The organism is Kytococcus aerolatus, assembly GCF_900187395.1.
GTDB lineage: Bacteria > Actinomycetota > Actinomycetes > Actinomycetales > Dermatophilaceae > Kytococcus > Kytococcus aerolatus.
In genome coordinates, this window is sequence record NZ_FYEZ01000004.1 from 14379 (window position 1) to 38748 (window position 24370).

At 72.1% G+C, this 24370-nt stretch carries 27 protein-coding genes and 4 tRNA genes; 19 read left to right on the forward strand and 12 right to left on the reverse strand.

The features are described 5' to 3' along the window. Positions 1-60: 60 nt before the first annotated feature. On the forward strand, positions 61-1290 hold the full coding sequence (locus CFT82_RS10980; RefSeq protein WP_088819235.1) for an arginine deiminase: 1230 nt from the start codon (positions 61-63) through the stop codon (positions 1288-1290). Between the two features lies 1 nt (position 1291). Then, positions 1292-1678 (forward strand): sterol carrier family protein, encoded by a 387-nt coding sequence (locus CFT82_RS10985; RefSeq protein WP_088819236.1) that lies wholly within the window; start codon positions 1292-1294, stop codon positions 1676-1678. A 28-nt stretch (positions 1679-1706) separates the two neighbouring features. On the opposite strand, the gene CFT82_RS10990 is transcribed toward CFT82_RS10985, so the two are convergent. After that, entirely contained in the window at positions 1707-1994 is a 288-nt protein-coding gene (locus CFT82_RS10990) for a hypothetical protein (protein ID WP_143469629.1), read from the reverse strand. 90 nt (positions 1995-2084) lie between these two features. Between CFT82_RS10990 and purF the strand changes: the two genes are divergently transcribed. Together purF and purM are read left to right on the forward strand one after the other, a co-directional pair. After that, positions 2085-3644 carry an amidophosphoribosyltransferase gene (gene purF / locus CFT82_RS10995; RefSeq protein WP_088819238.1) on the forward strand — a complete coding sequence of 520 codons (1560 nt, stop codon included), beginning with the start codon at positions 2085-2087 and terminating at the stop codon, positions 3642-3644. Continuing rightward, the gene (gene purM, locus CFT82_RS11000; protein WP_088819239.1) at positions 3644-4765 is read left to right on the forward strand and encodes a phosphoribosylformylglycinamidine cyclo-ligase; all 1122 of its coding nucleotides are present in this window, start codon (positions 3644-3646) and stop codon (positions 4763-4765) included. Before purF ends, purM begins: the two co-directional genes overlap by 1 nt. 76 nt (positions 4766-4841) lie before the next feature. On the opposite strand, the gene CFT82_RS11005 is transcribed toward purM, so the two are convergent. The 3 genes from CFT82_RS11005 to CFT82_RS11015 all read right to left on the reverse strand — a co-directional run bounded on the left by CFT82_RS11005 (position 4842) and on the right by CFT82_RS11015 (position 6152). After that, entirely contained in the window at positions 4842-5045 is a 204-nt protein-coding gene (locus CFT82_RS11005; protein WP_088819240.1) for a DUF3073 domain-containing protein, read from the reverse strand. 173 nt (positions 5046-5218) lie between these two features. After that, on the reverse strand, positions 5219-5458 hold the full coding sequence (locus CFT82_RS11010; RefSeq protein ID WP_143469630.1) for a hypothetical protein: 240 nt from the start codon (positions 5456-5458) through the stop codon (positions 5219-5221). 112 nt (positions 5459-5570) lie between these two features. Continuing rightward, positions 5571-6152, reverse strand: a complete 582-nt coding sequence (locus CFT82_RS11015) for a copper resistance CopC family protein (protein ID WP_159461913.1) — start codon at positions 6150-6152, stop codon at positions 5571-5573. 35 nt (positions 6153-6187) lie between these two features. Between CFT82_RS11015 and CFT82_RS11020 the strand changes: the two genes are divergently transcribed. Continuing rightward, positions 6188-6814 carry an IMPACT family protein gene (locus CFT82_RS11020; protein WP_088819243.1) on the forward strand — a complete coding sequence of 209 codons (627 nt, stop codon included), beginning with the start codon at positions 6188-6190 and terminating at the stop codon, positions 6812-6814. Positions 6815-6824: 10 nt separating this feature from the next. On the opposite strand, the gene CFT82_RS11025 is transcribed toward CFT82_RS11020, so the two are convergent. Continuing rightward, positions 6825-8117, reverse strand: coding sequence for a carboxylate--amine ligase (locus tag CFT82_RS11025; protein ID WP_234994460.1), 1293 nt, complete (start codon positions 8115-8117; stop codon positions 6825-6827). A gap of 104 nt (positions 8118-8221) precedes the next feature. On the opposite strand from CFT82_RS11025, the gene CFT82_RS11030 reads away from it, so the two are divergent. After that, positions 8222-8929: a 4'-phosphopantetheinyl transferase family protein gene (locus tag CFT82_RS11030; RefSeq protein ID WP_143469631.1), complete on the forward strand. Its 708-nt coding sequence runs from the start codon at positions 8222-8224 to the stop codon at positions 8927-8929. After that, positions 8929-9708: a glucosamine-6-phosphate deaminase gene (gene nagB, locus CFT82_RS11035; RefSeq protein WP_088819245.1), complete on the forward strand. Its 780-nt coding sequence runs from the start codon at positions 8929-8931 to the stop codon at positions 9706-9708. The genes CFT82_RS11030 and nagB overlap by 1 nt, the downstream gene beginning before the upstream one ends. An 84-nt stretch (positions 9709-9792) precedes the next feature. Here nagB and lpdA read toward each other — a convergent pair whose 3' ends face one another. Next, positions 9793-11187: a dihydrolipoyl dehydrogenase gene (lpdA, locus tag CFT82_RS11040; RefSeq protein ID WP_088819246.1), complete on the reverse strand. Its 1395-nt coding sequence runs from the start codon at positions 11185-11187 to the stop codon at positions 9793-9795. Between the two features lie 111 nt (positions 11188-11298). Between lpdA and CFT82_RS11045 the strand changes: the two genes are divergently transcribed. Both CFT82_RS11045 and CFT82_RS11050 read left to right on the forward strand, forming a co-directional pair. Then, positions 11299-11622 carry an ACT domain-containing protein gene (locus CFT82_RS11045; protein ID WP_088819247.1) on the forward strand — a complete coding sequence of 108 codons (324 nt, stop codon included), beginning with the start codon at positions 11299-11301 and terminating at the stop codon, positions 11620-11622. 7 nt (positions 11623-11629) lie between these two features. Further along, entirely contained in the window at positions 11630-13525 is a 1896-nt protein-coding gene (locus tag CFT82_RS11050) for an anthranilate synthase family protein (protein ID WP_234994462.1), read from the forward strand. Positions 13526-13539: 14 nt separating this feature from the next. Here the strand turns inward: CFT82_RS11050 and CFT82_RS11055 are convergent, their stop codons facing one another. From CFT82_RS11055 to CFT82_RS11070, 4 genes are all read right to left on the reverse strand, one after another. After that, positions 13540-14148 carry a DedA family protein gene (locus tag CFT82_RS11055; RefSeq protein WP_088819248.1) on the reverse strand — a complete coding sequence of 203 codons (609 nt, stop codon included), beginning with the start codon at positions 14146-14148 and terminating at the stop codon, positions 13540-13542. A gap of 76 nt (positions 14149-14224) precedes the next feature. After that, positions 14225-14297: transfer RNA gene (locus CFT82_RS11060), tRNA-Phe, on the reverse strand. Positions 14298-14327: 30 nt separating this feature from the next. After that, positions 14328-14401 (reverse strand) — tRNA-Asp (locus CFT82_RS11065). Positions 14402-14478: 77 nt separating this feature from the next. Next, positions 14479-14551: transfer RNA gene (locus CFT82_RS11070), tRNA-Glu, on the reverse strand. A 98-nt stretch (positions 14552-14649) separates the two neighbouring features. Here CFT82_RS11070 and CFT82_RS11075 point away from each other — a divergent pair. Both CFT82_RS11075 and CFT82_RS11080 read left to right on the forward strand, forming a co-directional pair. Beyond that, on the forward strand, positions 14650-15141 hold the full coding sequence (locus CFT82_RS11075; RefSeq protein ID WP_088819249.1) for a GNAT family N-acetyltransferase: 492 nt from the start codon (positions 14650-14652) through the stop codon (positions 15139-15141). Between the two features lie 76 nt (positions 15142-15217). Next, positions 15218-15640, forward strand: coding sequence for a cupin domain-containing protein (locus tag CFT82_RS11080; protein ID WP_088819250.1), 423 nt, complete (start codon positions 15218-15220; stop codon positions 15638-15640). 65 nt (positions 15641-15705) lie between these two features. Here CFT82_RS11080 and CFT82_RS11085 read toward each other — a convergent pair whose 3' ends face one another. Then, on the reverse strand, positions 15706-16404 hold the full coding sequence (locus CFT82_RS11085) for a DUF4352 domain-containing protein (protein ID WP_088819251.1): 699 nt from the start codon (positions 16402-16404) through the stop codon (positions 15706-15708). Between the two features lie 134 nt (positions 16405-16538). On the opposite strand from CFT82_RS11085, the gene CFT82_RS11090 reads away from it, so the two are divergent. Both CFT82_RS11090 and CFT82_RS11095 read left to right on the forward strand, forming a co-directional pair. Further along, positions 16539-17837 (forward strand): sensor histidine kinase, encoded by a 1299-nt coding sequence (locus CFT82_RS11090; protein WP_088819252.1) that lies wholly within the window; start codon positions 16539-16541, stop codon positions 17835-17837. A 35-nt stretch (positions 17838-17872) separates the two neighbouring features. After that, positions 17873-18559 carry a response regulator gene (locus CFT82_RS11095; RefSeq protein WP_088819293.1) on the forward strand — a complete coding sequence of 229 codons (687 nt, stop codon included), beginning with the start codon at positions 17873-17875 and terminating at the stop codon, positions 18557-18559. A 32-nt stretch (positions 18560-18591) separates the two neighbouring features. Here the strand turns inward: CFT82_RS11095 and CFT82_RS11100 are convergent. Then, positions 18592-18667: transfer RNA gene (locus CFT82_RS11100), tRNA-Lys, on the reverse strand. 108 nt (positions 18668-18775) lie between these two features. Between CFT82_RS11100 and CFT82_RS11105 the strand changes: the two genes are divergently transcribed. The 6 genes from CFT82_RS11105 (at position 18776) to CFT82_RS11130 (ending at position 24351) form a co-directional block, all read left to right on the forward strand. Beyond that, positions 18776-19690 carry an ABC transporter ATP-binding protein gene (locus CFT82_RS11105; protein ID WP_088819253.1) on the forward strand — a complete coding sequence of 305 codons (915 nt, stop codon included), beginning with the start codon at positions 18776-18778 and terminating at the stop codon, positions 19688-19690. Next, on the forward strand, positions 19687-20568 hold the full coding sequence (locus tag CFT82_RS11110; protein WP_088819254.1) for an ABC transporter permease subunit: 882 nt from the start codon (positions 19687-19689) through the stop codon (positions 20566-20568). Before CFT82_RS11105 ends, CFT82_RS11110 begins: the two co-directional genes overlap by 4 nt. Beyond that, on the forward strand, positions 20568-21491 hold the full coding sequence (locus CFT82_RS11115) for an ABC transporter ATP-binding protein (protein WP_088819255.1): 924 nt from the start codon (positions 20568-20570) through the stop codon (positions 21489-21491). Before CFT82_RS11110 ends, CFT82_RS11115 begins: the two co-directional genes overlap by 1 nt. A 5-nt stretch (positions 21492-21496) precedes the next feature. Then, entirely contained in the window at positions 21497-22207 is a 711-nt protein-coding gene (locus CFT82_RS11120) for an ABC transporter permease subunit (protein ID WP_088819256.1), read from the forward strand. Positions 22208-22285: 78 nt separating this feature from the next. Next, positions 22286-23746 carry a purine-cytosine permease family protein gene (locus tag CFT82_RS11125; RefSeq protein ID WP_088819294.1) on the forward strand — a complete coding sequence of 487 codons (1461 nt, stop codon included), beginning with the start codon at positions 22286-22288 and terminating at the stop codon, positions 23744-23746. After that, a complete protein-coding gene (locus CFT82_RS11130) occupies positions 23743-24351 on the forward strand; it encodes a cysteine hydrolase family protein (protein ID WP_088819257.1) in 609 nt (202 codons plus the stop codon). Before CFT82_RS11125 ends, CFT82_RS11130 begins: the two co-directional genes overlap by 4 nt. Positions 24352-24370 lie beyond the last annotated feature (19 nt).

Below are 24370 nucleotides of genomic sequence, written 5' to 3' on the forward strand. Positions count from 1 at the left end.
GCGTCCCGCCGGCGGTGGCCGTGGCCCCCGTCGTTGGCCCGGGAGAGGAAGGATCTCTCCATGCCGTTCCACGTTGGCTCCGAGGTGGGCACGCTCAAGCAGGTCATCGTCCACCGCCCCGGGCTCGAGATGAGCCGGCTGACCCCCTCGAACTGCGAGCGCTACCTCTTCGACGAGGTGCTCTGGCTCGAGAAGGCGCAGCGCGAGCACGACCAGTTCCGGGCCGTGATGGAGGACCGGGACGTCGTCGTCCACGAGTTCTCGGACCTGCTGCGCGAGACCCTGGCCGTGCCGGAGGCCAGGTCCTACGTGCTCGACAGCTCCCTCGACGAGCGGATCGTCGGCCCGCGCGCCGCGGAGGAGCTCCGCGAGGTCTTCCAGGCCATTTCCGACGAGGAGCTGGCCACCTACCTGGTCGGGGGCCTCACGAAGGGCGAGCTGAACGCCCGCCTCCCGCGCAGCACCAGCCTGTACCTGAACACCCTCACCGACCGGGACATGGTGCTGGCCCCGCTGCCCAACCACCTCTTCACGCGCGACACCTCGGCGTGGATGTTCGGCGGTGTTTCGGTGAACTCCATGCACAAGAAGGCCCGCCGCCGCGAGACGGTGCACTTCGAGGCCATCTACCGCTGGCACCCGCTCTTCGCCGAGGCCGACTTCGCGCGCTGGAACGACGGCCTGGAGAGCGGCCCGGCGACCACTGAGGGCGGCGACATGCTCGTCATCGGCAACGAGGCGGTGATGATCGGTGTCTCCGAGCGCACCAACCCGCAGGGTGTGGAGCGCGTGGCGCAGAATCTGCTGCGCTCCGGCCAGGCGAGGACGGTGCTGGCACTGGACATGCCGAAGGCCCGGGCGGTCATGCACCTGGACACGGTGATGACCATGCTCAACCCCACCACCTTCACCCGGTACCAGAACCTGCCGCCCATGCAGAGCTGGACCATCCGCGCCGACGGCGAGGGTGCCGAGGCGGGCCTCGAGTTCACCCACAACGCGCCGGAGCGGCTGGACGTGGCGATCGCCGAGGCCCTCGGGGTCGACCGGATCGAGGTGCTGGCCGCGGACCAGGACGAGCGCTCCGCCGAGCGCGAGCAGTGGGACGACGGCTGCAACGTGCTCGCCCTGGAGCCGAACGTGGTCGTCGGTTACGAGCGCAACACCACCACGAACGACTACCTGCGCGCGCAGGGCGTCGAGGTGCTCACGATCGACGGCGGCGAGCTCGGCCGGGGCCGGGGCGGCCCCCGCTGCATGAGCTGCCCCATCGAGCGCGAGGCGCTCTGAGGTGGCGCCCCGCCGTCGTACCGACCCGGTCGCCGGGCAGGCGGCGGTGGGGCAGTGGCTCGCCGCCCGGGGCGCGGGGGAGCAGGTGCCCCGGGCGGTGGCTGCCACGGCGGTGCGCTACACCCTCGAGGAGCTGGGCGCCCGCGCACCGGGCGGATCGGTGGAGGTGCGGGTGCCCCCCTTCGGGGTGGTGCAGTGCATCGAGGGGACCACGCACCGGCGGGGGACGCCCCCGGCCGTGGTGGAGATGGCGCCCGAGGTGTGGCTCGAGCTGGCCACCGGGCAGTGCGCCTGGGCCGATGCGGTGGGCGGCGGTGCCGTGCAGGCCTCGGGTCAGCGGGCCGAGCTCACGGCTCATCTCCCCCTGGTGGCGTCCTCCGGCCCGTGAGCCGGAGGCCGTCGGGCTGCGCCGGGGCTCAGCGGCGGGAGACGATCCGGTCGACGACCAGGTAGACGATCCCGCCCAGCGTGAGGCCGGCGGAGCCGAACATGGTGGCGAGGAAGCCGAACTCACGGCCCGCCGACCGGTACGGGGCGTCCGGGCCGAGCACCGTCACGAGGGCAGCCAGCGCTACACCCAGCAGCGTGCCGAGCACGAGGAAGGGCGTCAGCCGGGCGGAGCGGTGCACGGGCACCCGGGTGGGCCCGTCGGGGCGGGTGGGGTCATCGGTCGGGACGGGATTCTGCTCGGTCTCGGAGGGCACCCGACCCACGGTACGTGTCGGGCTCCTCGCCCGTGGCCGTGGGCCCGCGGGGTCGGGGGCGGGGGCGGGCTCGTGTGGGACAATCGCGCCGTGACTCGACCCGATGGACGTCTGAACCACGACCTGCTGCCCACCGAGTCCCTACCGCAGGACGAGTGCGGGGTCTTCGCCGTCTGGGCGCCCGAGGAGGACGTCGCCACCCTGACCTACTACGGGCTCTACGCGCTGCAGCACCGGGGCCAGGAGTCGGCCGGCATCGCGGTGGCCAACGGTCGCTCCCTGCGCGTCTACAAGGACATGGGCCTGGTCTCACAGGTCTTCAACGACCAGGCGCTGCGCCCGCTGCGGGGGCACATGGCCATCGGCCACACCCGCTACTCCACCACCGGTGCCTCGGCCTGGGAGAACGCCCAGCCGACCCTCGCCGGGGACGACGACCGCACCCTGGCCCTGGCCCACAACGGCAACATCGTGAACTCCGCCGAGCTCCTGGACCGGCTCACCGAGATGCTCGACGGTGACCTCACGCAGGCCGCCGGCGAGATCGCCCGCGGGAGCACCACCGACACCGCGATCCTCTCCTCCCTCCTCACCATGGGGGAGGGGGAGGTGCTCGACCGCGCCCAGCGCCTCCTGCCCGACGTGCGGGGCGCCTTCTCGCTGGTCTTCCTCGACGAGAACCGTCTCTACGCGGCCCGTGACCCGCAGGGTGTCCGCCCCCTGGTCCTGGGACGTCTGACCCGCGGCTGGGTGGTGGCTTCCGAGACCGCCGCCCTGGACATCGTGGGCGCCAGCTATGTGCGGGAGATCGCGCCCGGCGAGATCATCGCGATCGACGAGAACGGCCTGGAGACCCGGACCTTCGCCGCGCCCCAGCCGAAGGGCTGCGTCTTCGAGTACGTCTACCTGGCCCGCCCCGACACGCGGATCGCCGGCCGGGAGGTCTACGACGCCCGGGTGGAGATGGGGCGCTCGCTAGCCCGCCGGCACGCCGTGGAGGCCGACCTGGTGATGCCCGTCCCCGAGTCCGGCATCCCCTCGGCCATCGGGTACGCCGAGGAGTCGGGCATCCCCTACGGGCTGGGGCTGGTGAAGAACGCCTACGTCGGCCGGACCTTCATCGCCCCCACGCAGAGCATCCGCCAGCTGGGCATCCGGCTGAAGCTCAACCCCCTCAAGCACGTCATCAAGGGCAAGCGACTCGTGGTCGTCGACGACTCGATCGTCCGCGGCAACACCCAGCGCGCCCTGGTGAAGATGCTCCGCGAGGCCGGCGCCGCCGAGGTGCACGTGCGCATCAGCAGCCCGCCGGTCACCTGGCCCTGCTTTTACGGCATCGACTTCGCCACCCGGGCCGAGCTCGTGGCGGCCAACATGACCCTCGAGGAGATCCGTACCTCCATCGGCGCCGACTCGCTCGGCTACGTGGACCCCGCCGACATGATCGCGGCCACCGAGCAGCCGGCGGACCAGCTGTGCACCGCCTGCTTCTCCGGTGACTACCCGATCCCCCTGCCCACCGACGAGCGCACCGGCAAGGACTGGCTCGACCTCGAGCGCGCCGCCCGGCGCACCGACCCGACCGACGTGGGCTCGCAGCAGGTGCGCGAGCAGACCCGCGACTTCGCCCAGAACCCCGGAAGGCCCTGATGACCGACCAGTCCCGTGACGACGCCATCACCTACGCCAGCGCCGGCGTGGACACCGAGGCCGGTGACCGCGCGGTCGAGCTCATGAAGGCCTCCGTGGCCCGGGCCACCCGCCCCGAGGTCATGGGCCAGATCGGCGGCTTCGCCGGGTTCTTCGACGCCTCGGCTCTGCAGCGCATGGAGCGCCCCCTGCTCACCACCTCCACCGACGGCGTGGGCACGAAGATCGCCATCGCGCGCGAGCTGGACCGCCACGACACGATCGGCCACGACCTCGTGGCGATGGTCGTCGACGACATCGTCGTCTCCGGCGCCGAGCCGCTCTTCATGACCGACTACATCGCCTGTGGCGCCGTGGAGCCGGAGCGGATCGCTCGCATCGTGGCCGGCATCGCCGAGGGGTGCGAGATCGCCGGGGTGGCTCTGGTCGGTGGGGAGACCGCCGAGCACCCGGGACTCATGGAGCCGGACGAGTACGACCTGGCCGGTGCCGCCACCGGGGTGGTGGATGCCGCCGACGTGCTCGGCCCGGAGCGGGTCGTGCCGGGGGACGTGGTGCTGTGCATCGCCTCCTCGGGGCTGCACTCCAACGGTTTCTCGCTGGTGCGCCGGGTCGTCGAGCACGCCGGCCTCTCGCTCACCGACGAGATCCCGGAGTTCGGCCGTACCCTGGGCGAGGAGCTCCTGGAACCCACCCGGATCTACACCAAGCCGCTGCTGGAGGTGCTGCGCGCCACCGAGGTGCACGCCCTGAGCCACGTGACCGGTGGCGGGCTGGCGGCCAACCTGGCGCGCGTCATGCCGGCCGGCACCTTCGCGACGGTCGACCGGGCCACCTGGGCGCCGGCCCCGGTCTTCGACGCGATCGCCCGCTGGGGCAACGTGCCGCGCGAGGACCTCGAGGGCACGCTCAACCAGGGGGTCGGCTTCGTGGCCGTCCTCCCGGCCGCCAGCGTCGAGGCCGCGTGCGAGGTGCTCGACGCGCACGGGATCGACGCCTGGGTCGCCGGGGAGGTCACGGCGGACGCCGGGTCCGGCCGGGGTGCTGAGGTCGATGAGTGGGTCACCGGGGCCAAGGGCGTCCAGGGCGGATCGGTCGCGCTGGTCGGTGAGCACTCCTGACCCCCACCGTCCCTGCCGGGACGGATGAAGGGGCGGCCCCGGGGAGGGCCGCCCCTTCATCAGAGGAGTGAGGGCGTCAGCGGTCGTTGGCCGCCCACTGGTCGTCGTCGTAGTGGTAGCCGTCCTGCTCCGTGTCGTCCGACGCGTCGTCCCGAGAACCGGAGCGTTGCGAGGCTGCCCGCAGCTCCTGCTCCAGAGCGCTCAGGTCGGTGTCGGGGGTGTAGTACTTCAGCTCCCGCGCAACCTTGGTCTGCTTTGCCTTGGCTCGGCCGCGTCCCATGACGTGACCCCCTAACCGGTCAGGCGGAGCGGCATCGCTTCACCGCAGCCGTTGACGACGCCAGCCTTGAGGCGTGGCGCCGAGTCGGGCGGTGGGGCGTAGCGGCCCCGGGATTCGTGTATCTGTCGTGAGGCAGATACTACATGAGACGGGTAGGTGAGGGCGCTGGGGTCTCAGCCGGCCGGGTGCGGAGTCGGCACGTCGTTGGCCAGGATCTCCATGAGCGGCCAGATGCCGACGAGCACCGCGCTGAGGATCATCCCCAGGAGGACGAAGACCAGGGCGTGGGCCAGCGGGCTCAGGCGACGCTCGCGGGGCAGGCCGTCATCCGTGGCCTGCGTCGCGCCGGTGGCCTCGGCGGAGGCGGCCACCGCGGAGGCGGCGGCGGTGGTTTCCACGGCGTTATCAGACATGCCGGTCAGTCTGACACGCAAGAGGGCAGGAGGGGAGAGTCGCCAGGTCACAGATCGGGAACGATGTGGGCCCGACCCGAGACGACGTCGGGTGGCCCGGGCCCACCGTCCCTCAGCTCCGCAGCAGGAAGAGGCCGGCCCCGATCACCAGGGCGCCCACCGCACCCAGTCCCAGCAGCATGCCGCCGGAGAGGCCGGAGGACTCCTCGGACGACGCCGCCGGTGCGGCCTCGGCAGGGGCCGCCGCCTCGGGAGCGTCGGCCGGGTCCTGCTCGGGCTGGGGATCCGGCTCCGCGGGGTCCTTCCCCGTGCCCTCGCCCCCCTCCACCGTGAAGGTGGTGCGGCCGGAGATGGGGTGGCCATCGGAGGAGGTGACGCGCCAGGTCAGGGCGTACTCACCGCCGCCGAGGTCCTCGGGCAGGTCGAAGGTGGCCTTCGGGCCGTCCAGCGTCGGCTCCCCCTCGGCGACGACCTTCCCCTCGGCATCGGCCAGGGACATGCGGTGACCGGCGGGCGTCAGGGCGTCGCTGAAGGTGAGCTCCAGGACCTCGGGCGCCTCGGCCACGGAGGCCCCGTCCTTCGGGACGGTCTCCATGAGGGTGTCGTGCGCGTGGGCCTGCGGGGCCAGCGCGCTCAGGGAGAGGGCGGTCGCTGCCAGCAGGGTCCCCCGGGACGACGTGTGGCGGTTCTTCATACGACGCATGGTAGTCGTTCGCTTAGCATGCTCCCATGGAGACCTCGTACCGGACCCTGGCCACCGACGCACACGGGGAGATCGAGGAGAAGCACTCCCGCTTCCGGTGCCGCATCGCCCGGACGGAGACCGAGGAGGCCGCCCGGGCCGTCATCGAGGCCGAGCGACGCACGCACCACGACGCACGTCACCACTGCAGCGCTTTCATCCTCGGCCCTGACGGTCGGGTTGAGCGCTCCAACGACGACGGCGAGCCCTCCGGGACGGCCGGGACCCCGATGCTCGACGTCCTCCGGGGATCGGGCTACCGGGAGGTCACCGCCGTGGTGACGCGCTGGTTCGGGGGCACCCTGCTGGGCGCGGGTGGTCTCGTGCGGGCCTACGGGGACGCCGTCCGGGCGGCACTGGAGGACGCCCGACCGCTGGAGCGCCGACTGCTGCAGCTCCACGAGCTGACCGTCGACCATGCCGAGGCGGGGCGGATCGAGAACGAGCTGCGAGGGGCCTCCTTCACGGTCACCGGGACCGACTACGCCGACCGCGCGACCCTGCACGTGGCCTCCACCCCCGGGCACGAGGACGCCCTGGCCGCCCTGGTGGCGGCGACCACCGGTGGTCAGGGCGTCCTCGTCCCGGCCGGGCAGGAGTGGGTCGACGCCTGACCTGCTCCCGTCAGAAGCCGTGCTGGCTCGGCTTCGGGTAATACTTCAGGAACTTCCGCACGTGGTTGAGCATCGCCACGATCGTGTAGCCCTGGCGCCACAGGGTGTCCTTGCGCGGGTTCCACAGCGGGTGGAAGGTGCCGTTGCGGGACGCGGCGTTCACCCGGCGGCGCAGCGCGGGGTCCACCACGTAGCGCATGAGGAAGGGCTTGAAGAGCACCGTGTAGAGGATCTCGTTCTCGACGCGGACGGGCTCGTGGGGGCGGTTCTCGATCGCGTCGGTCACGACGAACTCGGCGACGTTCGCCCCGGCGGCGGTCACGTAGTAGTTGTTGCGACCGATCCGGGAGTTCATCTCCAGGAAGTAGCCGGTGCCGTCGGTGGGGTCCACCTTGACGTCGAAGTTCGCGAAGCCCCGGTAGTCCATGTGGTCCAGGAAACGGACGGCCGACTCCCACATCTCCGGCAGAGGGGTGGTGAACATCGCGGCCGGGTTGCCCAGTGCGGTGGGGGAGTGCTCCTCGAGCAGCACGTGGGCGCCGGCCAGCAGGGTGGTCTGCCCGAACTGGTCCCGGTAGGCGGTGATCGAGCGCATGTAGGTGTCGTCACCGCCGACGAGCTGCTGCACGAGGAACTGGCCGGTGAAACCCGCCGCGCGGAGCACGCGCACCATCTCGTCGTACTCGGCCTGGGTGTCGAGGAAGTAGACCTTCTTCTTGCCCGGGAACTTCAGCGTCTCGTACTGGCTCGTGGTGGCCGGCTTGGCGACGACCGGGAAGGGGCTCTCCACGGCCGGGGCCTGCCAGTCGGCAGCCGCGGAGCCGGCGAAGTCCAGCACCTGGGTGGCCGGGTGCGGGATGCCCAGCTCGGCGCAGGCGTGGGCAAACTCGACCTTGTCGCTGATCCGGTCCAGCAGGTCCACGCTGGCCATCGGGATCGTGTAGTACTGCGCCAGCTCGTCCTCGCGCTCCATGACCATCCGCACGATCGTGTCCTGGTTGGTGAGGAGCAGCAGGGGCCGGGAGCCGTCGTGCTCGCGGCCCAGGCGCACCAGCTCGTCGAGGGTCTCCTCGGAGGTCTTCTCCTCGCCGATCAGGTGGTGGTTGATGATCGCCGAGTTCATGACCGGTCCGGTCGCCACGCGGGAGACCACGGTCGGCACGATGCCGTAGCGGTCGTTGAAGGCGCGCGCCAGGGCGTACACCCCGATGTCTCCGCCGACCATCACCAGGTCGAACGCGGGGGTGCTGCCGGGCGCCGGCTGGGCGGTGTAGCCGGGCTGCTGCGGGGTGGACTCGGACACGTCGTCTCCTGAGGGTCGGGTGCTGGGCCGATCCTATGCGGCGGAACACCGTGGCCGCTGGGGCAGGCCGTGTCGACCGGGGCGTCGCCCGCTAACCTCGTCCGGTGCTGAGCTCCGGTGCGTCCCCCGTCGCCCCCTGGCCCCGTGTGCGCTGGGGCACCGTGGGGGAGGTGGACCCGCGGGGGGAGTCGCTGCTCGACGCCGCGGAACGAGAGCGTCTCGCTGCCCTGCGGGCACCGGCCCGGCGAGCGCGATCCCTGGGTGCCGCGGTCCTCATGCGCGAGCTGCTGGCCGAGGTGGCCGGGTGCCGGCCGGAGGAGGTCGGGCTGGACCGCACCTGTGGCTGCGGGGAGCCGCACGGGCGCCCGGTGCCCACGGGAGGGGCGGCCGGCTGGTGCGTCTCGGCCTCGCACTCGGGGCCCTTCGTCGTGGTGGCGGTGGATCGGCAGCCGGTGGGGGTGGACGTGGAGCTGGTGCGTGACGAGGCCCCGTCGCGGCAGCTGCTCCAGCGGGTGCTCGCCCCAGGGGAGGAGCCGCCGCTCGGCGCGGCAGGATTCGCGGCCCTGTGGTCGGCCAAGGAGGCCTATCTCAAGGCCCTCGGCACGGGGCTGTCCACCCCCATGGCCTCGGTCCGGGTCTGGGGGGATGGCTCGGTCTCCGCCGGGCGTGGGGCACCCCGGGGGTGGTTGCAGGAATTGGTACCTTCGACACCGCTGCCAGTGGCACGCGCCCACGTGTGCCGCCTGGTGGGAGATGACCTTCGTCCGGCGAGCCGCGTCGGCGAGACTGACGACGATGCCCAGGAGGCATGATGGAGATCCTGATCGAACGTGATGCCGAGGCCGTGGCCAGGAGCGCGGCCGGGGTGGTCATCGACCAGCTCGGGGCCAACCCGCGGACCGTGCTCGGCCTGGCCACCGGTTCCAGCCCGCTCGGGCTCTACCAGGAGCTCGCGGCGGCCGTCCGTGACGGGCGTACCTCGCTGGCGGGCTGCCGGGGCTTCCTGCTCGACGAGTACGTCGGCCTGCCGGCCGGCCACCCGGAGCGCTACCGCACGGTGATCCAGCGCGAGCTGGTGGACCAGGTCGACCTCGACCCCGACCGGGTCCAGGGGCCGGACGGGCTGGCCGACGACCTCGACGAGGCCGCCGCCCGGTACGAGGCGGCGATCCGCGAGGCCGGCGGGGTCGACCTCCAGGTGTTGGGGGTGGGGGCGAACGGTCACATCGCGTTCAACGAGCCCGGTTCCTCCCTGGCCTCCCGGACGCGGCCGGCGGTGCTCACCCAGCGGACCCGCGAGGCGAACGCTCGCTTCTTCGAGGACGAGATCGACGCCGTGCCGCGGCGCTGCCTCACCCAGGGCATCGGCACCATCCTGGAAGCGCGGCACCTGCTCATGGTGGTCGCGGGCGAGCACAAGGCCGAGGCCGTGGCCCAGTTCGTCGAGGGCCCGGTCAGCGCCCGCTGCCCGGCCAGCGCGCTGCAGCTGCACCCGCGGGTGACCGTCTGCCTCGACGAGGCCGCTGCCTCCCGCCTCGAGCTGGGCGACTACTACCGCGAGGTGCGGGCTGCCGGCCCCACGGCTGACTGACGTCCCCTCGCGTCAGCCCCTCGCGCGGCGCAGCGCCCCGGTCACCGCAGGGTGGCCGGGGCGCTGCGTCGTGCAGCGGGCTGCTCAGAGGTTGATCATGTGCCCCTCGATGCCGTGCATGGCCTCCTTGAGGGCCTCGCTGAGCGTCGGGTGGGCGAAGACCACGCGGGACATCTCGGCGGCGGTGAGATCCCAGGTGGCGGCGGTGACCGCGGCCGGGAGCAGCTCGGTGACGTGCGGGCCGATCATGTGCACGCCGAGGATCTCGTCGTGCTCGGCATCGGCCACGACCTTCACGAAGCCGGTCGCAGCGCCCAGGCCCATGGCCTTGCCGTTGGCGGTGAACGGGAACTTCGCCGTCTTCACCTCGTGGCCGGCGTCCTTGGCCTGCGCCTCGGAGAGACCCATCGAGCCGATCTGCGGGTGGCAGTAGGTGGCGCGCGGGATGTTCTGGAAGTCGATGGTCTGGGTCTCGGCGCCGGCGATCGTCTCGGCGGCGACGACGCCCATGGCCTCGGCCACGTGGGCGAGCATCATCTTGCCGGTGACGTCACCGATGGCGTAGACGTGCTCGACATTCGTGCGGCCGTACTCGTCGACGGCGATGGCGCCGCGCTCGGTGGTCTCGACGTCGAGCTCCTCCAGGCCGTAGCCCTCCAGGCGGGGGGCGAAGCCGATGGCCGAGAGGAGGCGGTCGGCCTCGAGCACCTGCTCCTCGCCCTTCTGGGAGACGGTGACCTTCACGCCCTCACCGGTGTCCTCCACGGACTCGACCTTGGTGGAGGTCATGACCTTCACACCGAGCTTCTTGTAGGCCTTGGCGAGCTCCTTGGAGATCTCCTCGTCCTCCGCCGGGACCATGCGGTCGGCGAACTCGACGATGGTGACGTCCACGCCGAAGTTGCTCAGCACGTAGGCAAACTCCACGCCGATGGCGCCCGAGCCGGCGATGATGATCGACTCCGGCAGGTCGGCGTCGAGGATCTGCTCCTCGTAGGTCACGACGTTCTCGCTGACCTCGACACCCGGCAGCATGCGGGTGGTGGCGCCCACGGCGATGATCAGGTCGTCGTAGGTGAGCTCCTGGGTCTCGCCGTCGTTGAGCTCGACCGAGACCTTGCCGGGGGCGGTGATGGTGCCCCAGCCGTCCACCTCGGTGATCTTGTTCTTCTTCATGAGGAAGTGGACGCCCTTGACGATCCCCTCGGAGACCTTGCGGCTGCGCGCGTGGGTCGGGCCGAAGGACATCGTGGCGTCGCCCTCGATGCCGAAGGTCTTCTTCTCGTGGGTCAGGGTGTGGGCCAGCTCCGCGTTGTGCAGGAGGGCCTTGGAGGGGATGCAGCCGACGTTCAGGCAGACACCACCCCAGTACTTCTTCTCCACCACGGCGACCTTCTTGCCGAGCTGGGCTGCGCGGATGGCGGCGACGTAGCCACCGGGGCCCGCGCCAAGGACAACGACGTCAAAGTGATCGGCCATGCGTCCAGTATGGCAACTCTCGGACGGCCCCGTGTCCACGGGAGGGGAGCTGGTGCGAGACTGGTCCCCCAAGTCCCCGGTGGGACACCGCCACTCGTCGCAGGAGTCGTCATGGAGCGTCACGCACTGTCCGTCACCGCCGAGAACCACCCGGGCGTCCTGGTCAAGGTCTGCGGCCAGTTCTCCACCCGGTCCGCCAACATCCAGTACCTGGCGGCCGCCCCCACCGACCAGCGGGGTCTCTCCCACATGACCATCGTGGTCCGCGCCGACCAGGCCATTGACGTGCAGGACCTCGTGGAGCACATGGAGAAGGTCCAGCACGTGACGGCCGTGGAGGTCATCGAGGACGTCGAGGGTGTGATCGCCGAGCTGGAGCCGATCAGCGAGCGCGCCCCGCGCACCGTGGGCTCGCTGACGCAGCGGGCCTACTGAGCCACCTGTGGTCCTCCCCCCTGCGGCGGCCGTGCTCGACGCGCTCCTCGCCGCCGACGAGCCCTTCGCCCTCCTCCGCAGCGGGGAGGACCCGGACGTCGTCCGGGTCCTCTCAGGTGCGGTGCGGGACGTCGAGCGGTTGGCCGACATCCCGCGGCCCGCGGGCACCCCGGTGCTGGCGATGGTCCCCTTCCGGCAGGTGGCCGAGCGGGGCTTCCCCGTCCACGACGACGGTGCCCCGCTCCGGGTGATCGAGGCGTCGCAGGACGAGGCCTGGCCGCTGTCGCAGGTGCTGGCGGCCGTCGACGAGCTCGTCCCGCAGCCCCCCGCCGTGACCGGGGAGCGCCTCAGCATCTCGGACGCCGAGTACGGCGCCACCGTGGAGCGCGTCCTGCGCGAGGAGATCGGCCGGGGGGAGGGTGCCAACTTCGTGATCCGGCGCGACGTCGTCGCCGACGTCGACGCGACCCCGGCCCGCGCTGCGTTGGCCTGGTTCGCCCGGCTGGCGCGCGAGGAGGTCGGTGCCCACTGGACCTTCGTCGTCCACACCCCGGGGCACACGCTGGTGGGGGGGTCCCCGGAGCGGCACGTCGAGGTCGCGGACGGGCGCGTGCGCATGAACCCCATCTCGGGCACCTTCCGGCACGCGGGGCACGACAGTCCGGAGCACCTCGCGGAGGAGTTCACCTCCTTCGTGCACGACACCAAGGAGACCGAGGAGCTCTTCATGGTGGTCGACGAGGAGATGAAGATGATGGCCCACGTCTGCTCCGACGGGGGCCGGATGACGGGCCCCCGGCTCAAGCAGATGGCCCACCTCACGCACACGGAGTACCTGCTCGACGGGTGCACTGACCTGGACGCGCGCGAGGTGCTCCGCGAGACCATGTTCGCCCCCACGGTGACGGGTTCACCGATCGAGAACGCCTGCCGCATCATCCGAGGTCACGAGCCTGACGGGAGGGGGTACTACTCCGGGGTGCTGGCGCTGTTCGAGCGGGACGCCCGGGGCCGGGAGCGCATGGACGCCCCCATCCTCATCCGCACCGCGCAGCTGCCCCACGACGGCACCGTGCGGGTGAGCGCCGGGGCCACCCTGGTGCGGTCCAGCGATCCGGCCTCGGAGGTGGCCGAGACCACGGCCAAGGCCGCCGGGATGCTGGCCGCCCTCGGGCTGCGGCCGGCCCGCCCCGCCGTGGCCGCGCCCCGGCTGGAGGAGTTGCCGGGTGTCGCCGAGGCCCTGGCGGCGCGCAACGACCGGCTCTCCCCGTTCTGGGTGACGCCGCAGGAGCCCCTGGCGGCCCCGGACCTTGCGGGGCGCAGCGTCCTGCTGGTGGATGCCGAGGACGCCTGGACGCAGATGCTCGCCCACCAGCTGCGCCACCTGGGCCTGGTTCCCGACGTCCGACGCTGGGAGGAGGTGCGGCCCGACGACGTGGTGGGCCTGGGGTCGGCGGACCTCGTGCTCTGCGGTCCCGGCCCGGGGGACCCGACGGAGGACTCCTCCCCGCGGATCACCCGGCTGCGGGAGCTGATCGCCGCCCGGTTGGCGGACGGGCGCCCCCTGGTCGCGGTCTGCCTGAGCCACCAGGTGCTGTGCACCTTGGCCGGGTTGGAGATCGTGCGCCTGGAGGATCCGCAGCAGGGCGTGCAGCTGACCGTCGACTGGTTCGGCGAGCTGGCCCGCATCGGCTTCTACAACACCTTCGTCGCCCGGGTCCCCGAGCCGGGAGGCACCACCATCGGGGAGCGCCCCCTCGAGGTGGCCCTCGACGCGGCGAGCGGCGCTGTCCGCGGCCTGCGCGGCCCCGGGGTGGCCTCCATCCAGGGGCACGCCGAGTCGGTGCTCTCGGCCGATGGGCTGCGCGTCCTGGAGGGCATGGTCCGGCACGCCCTGCGGTGACCCCGGGGTGCGGGTCAGCGGTGGGCGCGATCCCGGAGCCGGCTCAGGACGAACCAGAGGAGGGCCAGCAGGAGGCAGACCAGGACGACCTTGCTGATGATCCCGACGACTCCCTCGACGGCGTGCCAGTTGGCGCCCAGGGAGTAGCCGGCGGCCACGAGGACCGCGTTCCACACGGCGGAGCCGACGAGCGTGTACAGGAAGAACGTGCCGAAGGGCATCTCCGAGGTGCCGGCGGGGACCGACACCAGGCTGCGGATCCCGGGGATGCACCGGCCGGTCAGGACGGCGACCTTGCCGTGGCGGTCGAACCAGGCGTGGGCCCTGTCGCCGTCGGTCTCCTCCACCAGGGGGAGCGCCGCCATCCAGCGCACGGTGCGCTCCCGGCCGAATGCGCGGGCCACGGCGTAGAGCAGCACGGCGCCGGCCACCGAGCCGAAGGTCGTCCACCCCAGCGCCTCCACCCAGGTCATCGAGCCCTGCGCGATGGTGAAGCCCGCCATGGGCAGCACGAGCTCGGAGGGGATGGGCGGGAAGACCGTCTCGAGCATCATGAGCATCGCCAGACCGGGCCCGCCGAGCGTCTCCACGATGTGCGTGATCCAGTCGCTGAGGTTCGTCATGCTCCTGAGCGTAGAGCGGCGAACACCCCCGGAAATGCCACAAGCCGCCCGATCCGTGGATCGTGCGGCTTCGCTGTGGCCAGAGGCGGGGTCGAACCGCCGACCTTTCGATTTTCAGTCGAACGCTCTACCAACTGAGCTATCTGGCCGGGGCGGCGGTCGATCGACCTTCGCTCCAGCGACCTCGACGGGACTCGAACCCGCGACCTCCGCCGTGACAGGGCGGCGCGCTAACCAACTGCGCCACGAGGCCTTGCATCATCAGGTGGCCTGACGACTCGGAGAACCATACGGCATCCGATGGTCCACGCCAAATCGGCTCGGACCGAGCATCCCCAACGGGATTCGAACCCGCGTTACCGGCGTGAAAGGCCGGGGTCCTAGGCCGCTAGACGATGGGGACCCGCCCCGCCGCTGGCGGCAGGACGACACACAGTGTACGTGGCGGTGCGGCAGGACCGCCGGTGCTCCGGGTGGGCGCGGGCTCTGCATGATGGCCCCATGAGCGATGCCGCCACGACCCCCCGTCCTCCCCTGCGCCAGGTCTCCGGCCCGGCGCTGGGCGCCGCCCAGCTGCACGCCCTGCTGCGTCTGCGCTGCGACGTGTTCGTCGTGGAGCAGGAGTGCCCCTACGCGGAGGTGGACGGCCGGGACCTGCTGCCCACCACCACCCACCTGTGGGTCGAGGACGAGGTCGGGGGTGTGGCCGCGACCCTCCGTCTCCTCGACGCGGACGGACCGGGCAGCCAGCTCGTGGTCGGCCGGGTCGTCACCGCCCCGGAGGCCCGCGGGAGGGGGTTGGCCGCTCGCCTGGTGGAGCAGGTCGTGGCCGAGCACGGCGGGGAGCGCTCGCTCTTCCTGGAGGCACAGTCCCACCTGGTGGGGTGGTACGCGCGCTTCGGCTTCGTCCGGGACGGAGAGGACTTCGACCTGGACGGCATCCCGCACGCCCCGATGGTGCGCCCGGCGGGCCGCGTGGGTGCCGCGGACTGAGGCATGCCCCACTGGCCACGCAGGGGTGTGCGGGGCAGGATGGGGAGGAACCGTCCAACGAGCAGAGGAGGCCATCATGGCTGACCAGACCGACCACGGGCCCGCCCCGTACGTCGTCGACATCGAGAAGGCGACTCTGGAGAACGAGAACTTCCGCACCACCCTGTGGACCGGCGAGAACCTCCAGATGACCGTCATGACCATCCCGCCGGGCGGTGAGATCGGCCTGGAGATGCACGAGGACCACGACCAGTTCGTGCGCATCGAGCAGGGACGGGCCACGGTCCAGATGGGGCCGGCCGAGGACGACCTGTCCTTCGAGGAGACCATCGAGGACGACTGGGTGGCCCTGGTGCCGGCCGGTCAGTGGCACAACTTCACCAACGTCGGTGACGAGCCGCTCAAGCTGTACTCCCTGTACGGCCCGCCGGACCACGTCAAGGGCACCGTCCACGCCACCAAGCAGGATGCGGACCAGGACCCCAACGAGCAGCACTGAGGGCCGCCCACGCATGACGGCGGGCCACCACCCCTCGGGGTGGTGGCCCGCCGTCATGCGTGGGGTCAGTCGAGGGAGACGGTCACCTCGGCCGGGTCCCAGAAGCCCGGGCCCATCAGGGTGAGCCGGTCGGGGACGGCATCGGCGGGGATGTCGAAGACGATCGTGCCCTCGAGGGTGTTGCCGGGGTTGACGTCCTCCAGGAAGGAGTCGTTCCCGGGCACGTACAGGGCGGCCTCGCTGTCCGCGGAGTGCTGGCGTCCCTCGGCGTCCGTGAGCTTGTGCTCGGAGTCGTTGAACATCTGCGCCTCGTCGCCGGTGTTCGTCACCCGCAGCTCCACCAGGACGAACTGGCCCTGTGGCTTCTGCCCGAAGGTGGCGTCGCCGATCTGCGGCACCCCCGGCTTCACGGACGTGACCGTGTAGCGGAAGTCCCCGGCCGCCGCCTCCTCGCCGATCTTGGGGGCGGAGGACTCGGCGGGCTCCTCGTCGCCAGCGGCTCCGCCCTCGGCCTCCGTGGTCTCCTGCTCCGGGCTGGCGCTGCTGGCGTCGCCCGGTGTCGCGGACGGGGCAGCCGTGTCCGGCACGTCCTGGCCGCCACCGAGCTGGGCGAGGGCCCCGATGCCGAGGAGGGCAAGCACCAGGGTGAGGAGCTTGTGGCGCATGAACCAGCTCCGCCGGCGCGGGCGCTCCGGTGCCGGGTCGGCCGGTGGCCCGGACCAGCTCTGCTCGGGCTGCGGGGGCGGGGACTTCCTGCGCTTCATCGTTCCTCCTGGGTCACGTGATCTGGTGGTCCCATGACACGTGGCGGCCGACCCCCGGGGCTTCCCCCGTCCGGCTGGAAGCGGCTGGCCGATCGAGGGAGGAGATCGTCGGTGGGGCTGTCTACGGTGTCGCCATGACCGTGCGTACGACTGCCGCCCCGCTGAGCGGGTACCGGCAGTGGATCTGGTGGGCGGTGCTGGGCGTGCTGGTCGCCCTGTCGTGCGTGGCGGCCTTCTTCTCGCTGGGGCTGGCCTTCGAACGGGCGGGCGGTGACCTGGGAGCCCGGCAGCTCTGGCTGCTCCTGGGAGTCCCCGCCGCCGTGGCCCAGCCGCTGCTGCTCTGCTGGTCCCGTGCCCGGCCGGTGCTGGTCGGCTACCTGGTGGCCGTGCTCTCGCTGCTCTGGCCGCTCGGGTGGTTCGCACCCCTGGTGGCCTGGTCGACGGCCCTCGTCCACGCCCCGGACCCCGGTGCTGCGGAGCCCGCGGACGGGGAGGAGGCGGACCAGGGGGGAGATCTCTCGATCATCGGGCTGCTCGTGGCGGTCGGGGCCTGGTGGATCGTGTGGCGGGACGGGCGGCAGCCCACCGACGAGGGCTCCCTGCTCAAGCTCGTCCTGCACGCGACCCAGTCAGAGGGTGCGGCGCCGGTCACCAGTGACCCGCTGCCGTGGTGGTTCGCCCTCCTCTTCACGGTCGTCCTGCTCACGGTCGTGGGCTCCGCCGCCATGGGCCTGCGCTCGCACCACGAGCGGGGTCTCGCCCAGGACCGGGCCCTCCGCGCCGAGGGGGAGCGCGACCGCACCCGTTCCGAGCTGGGTCGTCGGGCGGAGCGGGAGCTGGTCGCGCAGGAGGTGCACGACACCCTCGGGCACCATCTGTCGCTGCTCTCGGTGCACGCGGGAGCCCTGGAGCTGCAGGCCGAGGGGCGGGACGAGGAGGTCACTCAGCGGGCTGCGGTCGTCCGGGAGAACGCGCGGCGCGCGATGGACGACCTCCGCTCGCTCGTGGGCGTGCTCCGCGCAGAACCCCCGGCGGGCGGGACGCCTCCGCTGGAGGAGATCACCCGGGTCGTCGACGAGGCCGTCGCCGGCGGGGACCGGCTGGTCGCCACGGTCTACCTCCACGATGCCGGGGAGGCCGACCCCGCCCTGTCCCGGGCAGTCCACCGCATCGTCCAGGAGCTCCTCACCAACGCCCGGAAGCACGCCCCCGGGGAAGTCGTCCGGCTGGAGCTGGTCGGCGGCCCGGGGCGCGGCGTCCGGGTGATGGCGCGCAACCGCGTGGTCGAACCCGCCCGGGAGCAGCCGGGGCTGGGCATCACGGGGATGCGGGAGCGGGCCGAGCTCCTGGGAGGTGCCCTGGAGGTGACGCGGACCGAGGGCGAGTTCGTGGTCGAGATCGGCCTCCCCTGGCCGGAGCGCTCCCCGGGCTGAGCGTGGCGGGGGCGGCGGTCCTTACCCTGTTCGCCATGCCCAGCGCTCCGTCGCACCCTCCGCGGACCCGTGTCCTCGTCGTTGATGACGACCAGCTCCTCTGCGCCGGCCTCGCCGCCATTCTCCGCACCACCGACGACCTGGAGGTGGTCGCGGCCGTGCACGACGGGGACCAGGTGCTGGGCGCGGTGGACGCCCACCGCCCGGAGGTGGTCCTCCTCGACATCCGCATGCCCCGTCTCGACGGGATCTCCGTGGCTCGGCTGCTGGCGACCCGCCCCGGAGCGCCCCGGGTGGTGATGATGACCACCTTCGACAGCGAGGACACCGTGCTGCAGGCGCTGAGCGCCGGTGCGGTGGGCTTCCTCCTGAAGACCGCCGACCCGCGACACATCATCGACGCGGTCCGCTCCGCCGCGGTGGGTGACAGCCCTCTCTCCCCGGCGAGCGCCCGGTCGCTGGTGCGCCTGGTCGGGCCGGGGTCGCGCGCCGAGCTGCTGGCTGAGGCGGGGCGGCGCGCGGAGCTGCTCACGGAGCGTGAGCGAGGGGTGGCGGCGCGTGTGGGCAGGGGGCTGACGAACACCCAGATCGCCCGCGAGATGCACGTGGGCGAGGCCACGGTGAAGTCCCATCTCGCCGAGGTGCAGCGGAAGTGGGGGTGCGCGAACCGCACCCAGGTGGCCGTCCTGGCCGACCGGGCGGGCCTCACCCAGGAAGGGTGAGCTGCCCGGGGCGTCCGTCGCCGGACGGGATCTGGTGGGCCCCGTGGGATTCGAACCCACAACCTACGGATTAAAAGTCCGCAGCTCTGACCGTTGAGCTAGAGGCCCGGGATGCAGGGGCACAAGGGTACGTGCCGCGCGGGTCTGGGCGAGGCGGCCACGGATGGGCCCGTGGGGGGAGACTCCCGGGCCCCGGGGACTCCTAGGGTGGCGCACATGGACGTCTGGGCCACACAGTCGCTGACCAAGCGATTCGGCAGCTTCACCGCGGTGGACGACCTCACCGTGTCCGTCGGGCCGGGTGTCACCGGTGTCGTCGGACACAACGGTGCGGGCAAGTCCACCCTCATCCGGATGCTGCTCGGGCTGGAGCCGCCGACCTCCGGCACCGCCACCGTGTTCGGCATCGACGCGATGGAGAATCCCCTGGAAGCCCGCTCGCGGGTGGGCTTCATGCCCGAGTACGACTGCTTCGCCCCCGACGTCAGCGCGGCCCAGGCGATCATGCACTACGGGCGACTCTCCGGCCTGCCCAAGGACGTCTCCCGCGAGCGGGCCGCCGACGTGCTGCGCCACGTCGGGCTCGACGAGGCCCGCCACCGCCCCGTCGGCAGCTACTCGACCGGCATGAAGCAGCGCGCCAAGCTGGCCCAGGCGCTCGTCCACGACCCCGACCTCGTGCTCCTCGACGAGCCCACCAACGGGCTCGACCCCGCGGGGCGCGACGAGATGCTCTCCCTGGTGAGCCGGATCGGGCACGAGTTCGGCATCTCCGTCCTCGTGACCTCCCACCTGCTCGGTGAGCTCGAGCGCATCTGCGACCACGTGGTCGTCCTCGACGGCGGCCGCCTGACGACCTCCGCCTCCATCCACGACCTCACCCAGGACACCGGGGCCCTCGAGGTGGAGGTCGACGGCCCGCCCGAGGCCCCCGACCAGCTCGTCGAGGGTCTCCGCGCCCTCGGCCTCGAGGCCGTCCGCTCGACCGGGGCCGTGCTCGTGGGTGACTCGTCGCCGGCGAGCCGGGCCGCGGTGGTCGACCTCGTCACCACCCACGGGTGGGGCCTGGTCCGGCTCGACGCGGCGCGCCACCAGCTCACCGAGCTCTTCGTGGGGGAGGAGGTCCGATGACCCAGCGCGACGCGGTGATCCGCGACATCGGCTACCGGGGCTACGAGGGGCCCCGGGCCGGTCGCGCCGGGATCCTCGGCTACCTGGTGCGGCACGGCCTGTCCGCCGCCTTCGGGGGTGGGCGCAGCTGGAAGGGCAAGGTGATGCCCGCGGTCTGCCTGGTGCTCATCTGTGCACCGATGCTCATCGCCAGCGCGATCATGCTGCTCATCCCGGTCGGGGAGATGGAGCCGGTCTTCCACCCGGCCCGGGTGCCCTACGCCTTCTACACGGTGGTCTCGCTCTTCGCGGCCGTCGCCGCCCCGACGCTCTTCTCGACCGACCTGCGCTCCCGGTCGATCGTCCACTACCTCTCCCGACCGCTCTCCCGGGTGGACTACGTCCTGGCCCGGCTGGGAGCCCTCGTCCTGGCCCTGGTGGTGCTGCAGGGATCGGCCATCCTCATCGGTGCGATCGGGTGGCTGCTGGCCTCCGGGAAGCCGCAGACGGTGCTCGGCGCCGCCGGCGTGGGTCTGCTCGGTGCGCTGCTCCTGAGCGCCGTCGTGGGGACGCTCTCCGGTCTGGTGGCCGCGCTCACCCCACGGCGGGGAGTGGCCACGGCCGTCATCCTCGGTCTGCTCCTGGTGCTCGGGGCCGTCTTCTCGGCCGTCACCGAGGCGCTGAAGTCGACCGGTGCCACCGAGGGCCTGCTGGCCCGGTTCTCCCCGATGGTGAGTCCCAGCGGGGCGGTGGAGCGCGTGGTCCGGTGGCTCACCGGCAACCACGAGCTGACGGCTGCGCCGGACGAGCTGGCCGCCGCCACCTATCTCGTGGCCGTCCTCGCCGGGCTCGTCCTGGGTGGGTGGCTGCTCGTCCGCCGATACCGGAGGGTCAGCTGATGGCGACCATGCACGTCGACGGTGTGTCCCGCTGGTACGGGGACCTGGTGGCGGTGAACGACGTCACGCTGCGGGTCCAGCCCGGTGTGACCGGTCTGCTCGGGCCGAACGGGGCTGGCAAGTCCACCCTGCTGGCGATGCTCGCCGGGTTCGAGGCCCCCTCGGCGGGGGAGGTCACGCTCGACGGGGAGCCGGTCCGGGACAACCCGGGCATCTACCGCCGGCTGGCGATGATGCCCGAGACCGAGGCCATGTACGACGAGCTGACCGGACGCGAGTTCGTCACCGCGATGGCGCGCCTCCACCGGCTGCCGGACGTGCGGGTCGCTACCGACCGGGCGCTGACCCTGGTGGACCTCCACGACGCGGCCGACCGCCGGATCGGCAAGTACTCCAAGGGCATGCGCCAACGGATCAAGATGGCCGCCTCCCTGGTGCACGAGCCGGAGGTGCTCCTCCTGGACGAGCCCTTCAACGGCATGGACCCCGGGCAGCGCGTCCGCCTCATGGGCACCCTGCACGAGTACGCCGACCGCGGTGCCAGCGTGGTGGTGAGCAGCCACATCCTCGAGGAGGTCCAGCAGCTGGCCGGCACCATCGAGGTGATGGTCGCCGGACGCCACCTGGCCTCCGGAGACTTCCGCTCGCTGCGGCGCCTCATGACCGACCGGCCGCACCAGTACGAGGTGGTCTCCGGGGACGACCGGCGCCTGGCCGCAGCCCTCGTCGCCGAGGGGGCCACCGAGTCGGTCACCCTCGCCCGGGGGCTCCGCCCGAGTCTGCAGGTGCAGGTGACGGACTTCGAGGGATTCACCCGCACCCTCCCGCGGCTGGCCCGCTCGCTCGGGGTGGAGCTGGTGAGCGTCCGCCCGACGGACGAGTCGCTCGAGAGCGTGTTCAGCTATCTGGTGGAAGGACGGTGACCGGCATGACCGTGGCCCTCATGACCTGGCGGGCCCTGGCCCGCGGCTGGCGCCCGCTGCTCCTGCTGGCCCTGCCGGTGGGTGGGCTGGCGCTCGCCCTGCTGCTCCGCGTCGCCTCCGGGGGCGTGGACGAGGTGATGGCCGACTCGATCCTCCGGGACCTGGCGACCGCGGTGATCGTCCCCCTGACCGCCCTGCTCGTGGCCGTCAACGCGCTGGGCAACGAGGTGGACGACAACTCGATCGTCCACCTGCTCTCCACCCCCACCCCACGCCTGCGGATCATCCTCGAGAAGGTCCTGGTAGTCGCCCTGGTGGCGGGGGTGCTCGGGGCGCTCACCACCCTGGGCATGGGGGTGGCGATGGGGAGCGCGGAGCCGCTGCCCTGGCTGGTGGCCGGTGGGGTGTCCGGCATCGCCTACGGCGTGGTCTTCACCGCCCTGAGCGCGTGGGTGCGGCAGGCGGTGCTCATCGGGGCCCTGTACCTCGTGCTCTGGGAGGGGATGCTCATCGGGCTGGCCCCGCGGGCGCGTTTCCTGAGCATCCACCACGGTGCCCTGGCGGTCGCCGAGGCGATGCGTCCGGACAGCGCCCCGGTGACCCTCACCGGGCTGGGCCTCACCTCCGGGGTGGTCCTGCTGGGCGTCGCCGTGGTCGCCTCGCTGCTGCTCGCCTGGTGGGGACTGCGCCGGCTGCGCCTGTCCAAGGTGACCTGAGTCCGGGCGCTGCGAGCGGCGTGACACAGTTCACCCATGACGCAGAACACCGTCCCCACCGCTGACGGGGCCAGTCGGATGAGCTCACCCCCGGACGGTGCTCCGGGCGGCTCCGGCTCGCTCATCGAGACCACCGGCTTCGAGGTCGTGGCCGAGTCGGCCCGCACCGGGAAGCCCTCCGACCTGTTCTGGCCGTGGTTCGCCGCGAACATCTCGGTCTTCGGCCTGTCCTACGGCACGTGGATCCTCGACTTCGGCATCAGCTTCCGGCAGGCCCTCGTGGTCGGCCTGGTCGGTGTGGTCCTGAGCTTCCTCCTGTGCGGTTTCGTCGCCCTGGCCGGGAAGCGTGGCTCTGCCCCCACGATGGCGCTCTCCCGCGCCCCCTTCGGGGTGGACGGCAACAAGCTGCCGGGTGTCGTGAGCTGGCTGCTGTCGATCGGGTGGGAGACGGTGCTGGCCATCCTCGCCACGCTGGCCACCGCGACCATCGCCGAGCGCCTCGGCTGGGGCGGCGGCACGACGACCAAGATCATCGCCGCGGCGGTCGTGGCCGGCCTCATCGTGGTCCTCGCCGTGCTCGGCTACCAGGTCATCATGCGGATGCAGTCGATCTTCACCTGGCTCACCGCCGCGATCACGGTCGCCTACGTGCTGCTGACCCTGGACGAGGTCGACCTGGCGGCCGTGACCTCCATCCCCGACGGCAGCGCGCAGGCCATGATCGGCGCGCTCATCATGACCATGACCGGCTTCGGCCTGGGCTGGGTCAACATCGCCAGCGACTGGTCGCGCTACCTGCCGCGCTCGGCCTCGGGGGCGCAGGTGGTCCTGTGGAACACCTTGGGCGGCGCCCTGGCCCCGTGCGGGCTGGTCGTCTTCGGTCTGCTCCTCGCCGGCTCCGACGAGGGGCTGCGCGCCGCCATCGCCGCCGACCCGATCGGTGCCCTGGCCGCGGCCCTGCCCACCTGGTTCCTCGTGCCCTTCCTCGTGGCCGCCGTGATCAGCCTGGTCTCGGGCGCCGTGCTGGGGATCTACTCCTCCGGGCTCACGCTGCTCAGCCTGGGGGTCCGCCTCCCGCGCCCGGCGGCTGCCGGCATCGACGGGCTGATCCTCACCCTGGGCACGCTCTACGTGGTCTTCGTGGCCGACAGCTTCTTCGGCCCCTTCCAGGGCTTCCTCATCACCCTCGGCGTCCCGATCGCCGCCTGGGCGGGCATCTTCCTGGCCGACATCGCGCTGCGTCGTCGGGACTACGACGAGGCGGCGCTCTTCGACGCCCGCGGCCGGTACGGCTCGGTGGCCTGGGGGCCGGTCCTGCTCATGCTGCTGGCCTCGGTCATCGGCTGGGGCCTGGTGACCAACGCCTACGCCGGGTGGCTGGAGTGGCAGGGCTACCTGCTCGGTCCGCTGGGTCTCGGCGGCCGGGAGGGGGAGTGGGCGTGGTCCAACCTCGGGGTGCTCGTGGCCCTGGTGCTGGGCTTCGTCGGCTATCTCGTGATCGGCCGCGGCCGGGTGCGCCGGCAGGAGGAGCGCGCATGAGCACGCAGGGGACGCCGGTGGGTCTGCCGGAGGTGGTGGAGCCGGGCGGGGCCGACGAGCACGACCTGCCCTGGCTGGTCATCGTCGACCCGCAGAACATCTTCGCCAGCCCGGACAAGAGCCCGTGGGGCAGCCCGATGTTCGCCGGCACGGTCGAGAACCTGCGGGCCCTGGCCGCGGCCCACCCGGGCCGCACCGTCATCACGCGCTTCGTCGCCGACGACGAGCCCAACGGTTCGTGGGTCCCGTACTACGCCGAGTGGTCCTTCGCCCAGGTGCCGGACGACGACGAGCTCTACGCGATCGTGCCCGAGCTGGCCGACGTCGAGGCGCTGGTCGTCACCGAGCCGACCTTCGGCAAGTGGCACGACATGCTCCAGGTGGTGGTCGGTGAGCAGCCGCGGCTGCGGCTGGCCGGTGTCGCCACGGACTGCTGCGTCATCGCCACCGCCCTGCCCGCGGCGGACGACGGCGCCTGGGTCGAGCTCGTCACCGACGCGTGCGCCGGGTCGAGCCCGGAGAACCAGGAGCTGGCCCTGCGGCAGATGGCGCTCTTCGCCCCGCAGATCACGCAGGTGACGACCGCCGAGATCCTGCACGGCTGACCGGGTGGCGCGGCGGGGC

Coding starts and splice junctions, on each gene's coding strand:
- lpdA (WP_088819246.1), bottom strand. CDS start 11,187: ATGGCCGATCACTTTGACGTCGTTGTCCTTGGCGCGGGCCCCGGTGGC.
- CFT82_RS11105 (WP_088819253.1), top strand. CDS start 18,776: ATGGACGTCTGGGCCACACAGTCGCTGACCAAGCGATTCGGCAGCTTC.
- CFT82_RS11055 (WP_088819248.1), bottom strand. CDS start 14,148: ATGACGAACCTCAGCGACTGGATCACGCACATCGTGGAGACGCTCGGC.
- CFT82_RS11125 (WP_088819294.1), top strand. CDS start 22,286: ATGAGCTCACCCCCGGACGGTGCTCCGGGCGGCTCCGGCTCGCTCATC.
- CFT82_RS11045 (WP_088819247.1), top strand. CDS start 11,299: ATGGAGCGTCACGCACTGTCCGTCACCGCCGAGAACCACCCGGGCGTC.
- purM (WP_088819239.1), top strand. CDS start 3,644: ATGACCGACCAGTCCCGTGACGACGCCATCACCTACGCCAGCGCCGGC.
- CFT82_RS11005 (WP_088819240.1), bottom strand. CDS start 5,045: ATGGGACGCGGCCGAGCCAAGGCAAAGCAGACCAAGGTTGCGCGGGAG.
- CFT82_RS11120 (WP_088819256.1), top strand. CDS start 21,497: ATGACCGTGGCCCTCATGACCTGGCGGGCCCTGGCCCGCGGCTGGCGC.
- CFT82_RS11115 (WP_088819255.1), top strand. CDS start 20,568: ATGGCGACCATGCACGTCGACGGTGTGTCCCGCTGGTACGGGGACCTG.
- CFT82_RS11130 (WP_088819257.1), top strand. CDS start 23,743: ATGAGCACGCAGGGGACGCCGGTGGGTCTGCCGGAGGTGGTGGAGCCG.
- CFT82_RS11080 (WP_088819250.1), top strand. CDS start 15,218: ATGGCTGACCAGACCGACCACGGGCCCGCCCCGTACGTCGTCGACATC.
- nagB (WP_088819245.1), top strand. CDS start 8,929: ATGGAGATCCTGATCGAACGTGATGCCGAGGCCGTGGCCAGGAGCGCG.
- CFT82_RS11010 (WP_143469630.1), bottom strand. CDS start 5,458: ATGTCTGATAACGCCGTGGAAACCACCGCCGCCGCCTCCGCGGTGGCC.
- CFT82_RS11090 (WP_088819252.1), top strand. CDS start 16,539: ATGACCGTGCGTACGACTGCCGCCCCGCTGAGCGGGTACCGGCAGTGG.
- CFT82_RS11015 (WP_159461913.1), bottom strand. CDS start 6,152: ATGAAGAACCGCCACACGTCGTCCCGGGGGACCCTGCTGGCAGCGACC.
- CFT82_RS11020 (WP_088819243.1), top strand. CDS start 6,188: ATGGAGACCTCGTACCGGACCCTGGCCACCGACGCACACGGGGAGATC.
- CFT82_RS11095 (WP_088819293.1), top strand. CDS start 17,873: ATGCCCAGCGCTCCGTCGCACCCTCCGCGGACCCGTGTCCTCGTCGTT.
- CFT82_RS11075 (WP_088819249.1), top strand. CDS start 14,650: ATGAGCGATGCCGCCACGACCCCCCGTCCTCCCCTGCGCCAGGTCTCC.
- CFT82_RS11085 (WP_088819251.1), bottom strand. CDS start 16,404: ATGAAGCGCAGGAAGTCCCCGCCCCCGCAGCCCGAGCAGAGCTGGTCC.
- CFT82_RS10980 (WP_088819235.1), top strand. CDS start 61: ATGCCGTTCCACGTTGGCTCCGAGGTGGGCACGCTCAAGCAGGTCATC.
- CFT82_RS11110 (WP_088819254.1), top strand. CDS start 19,687: ATGACCCAGCGCGACGCGGTGATCCGCGACATCGGCTACCGGGGCTAC.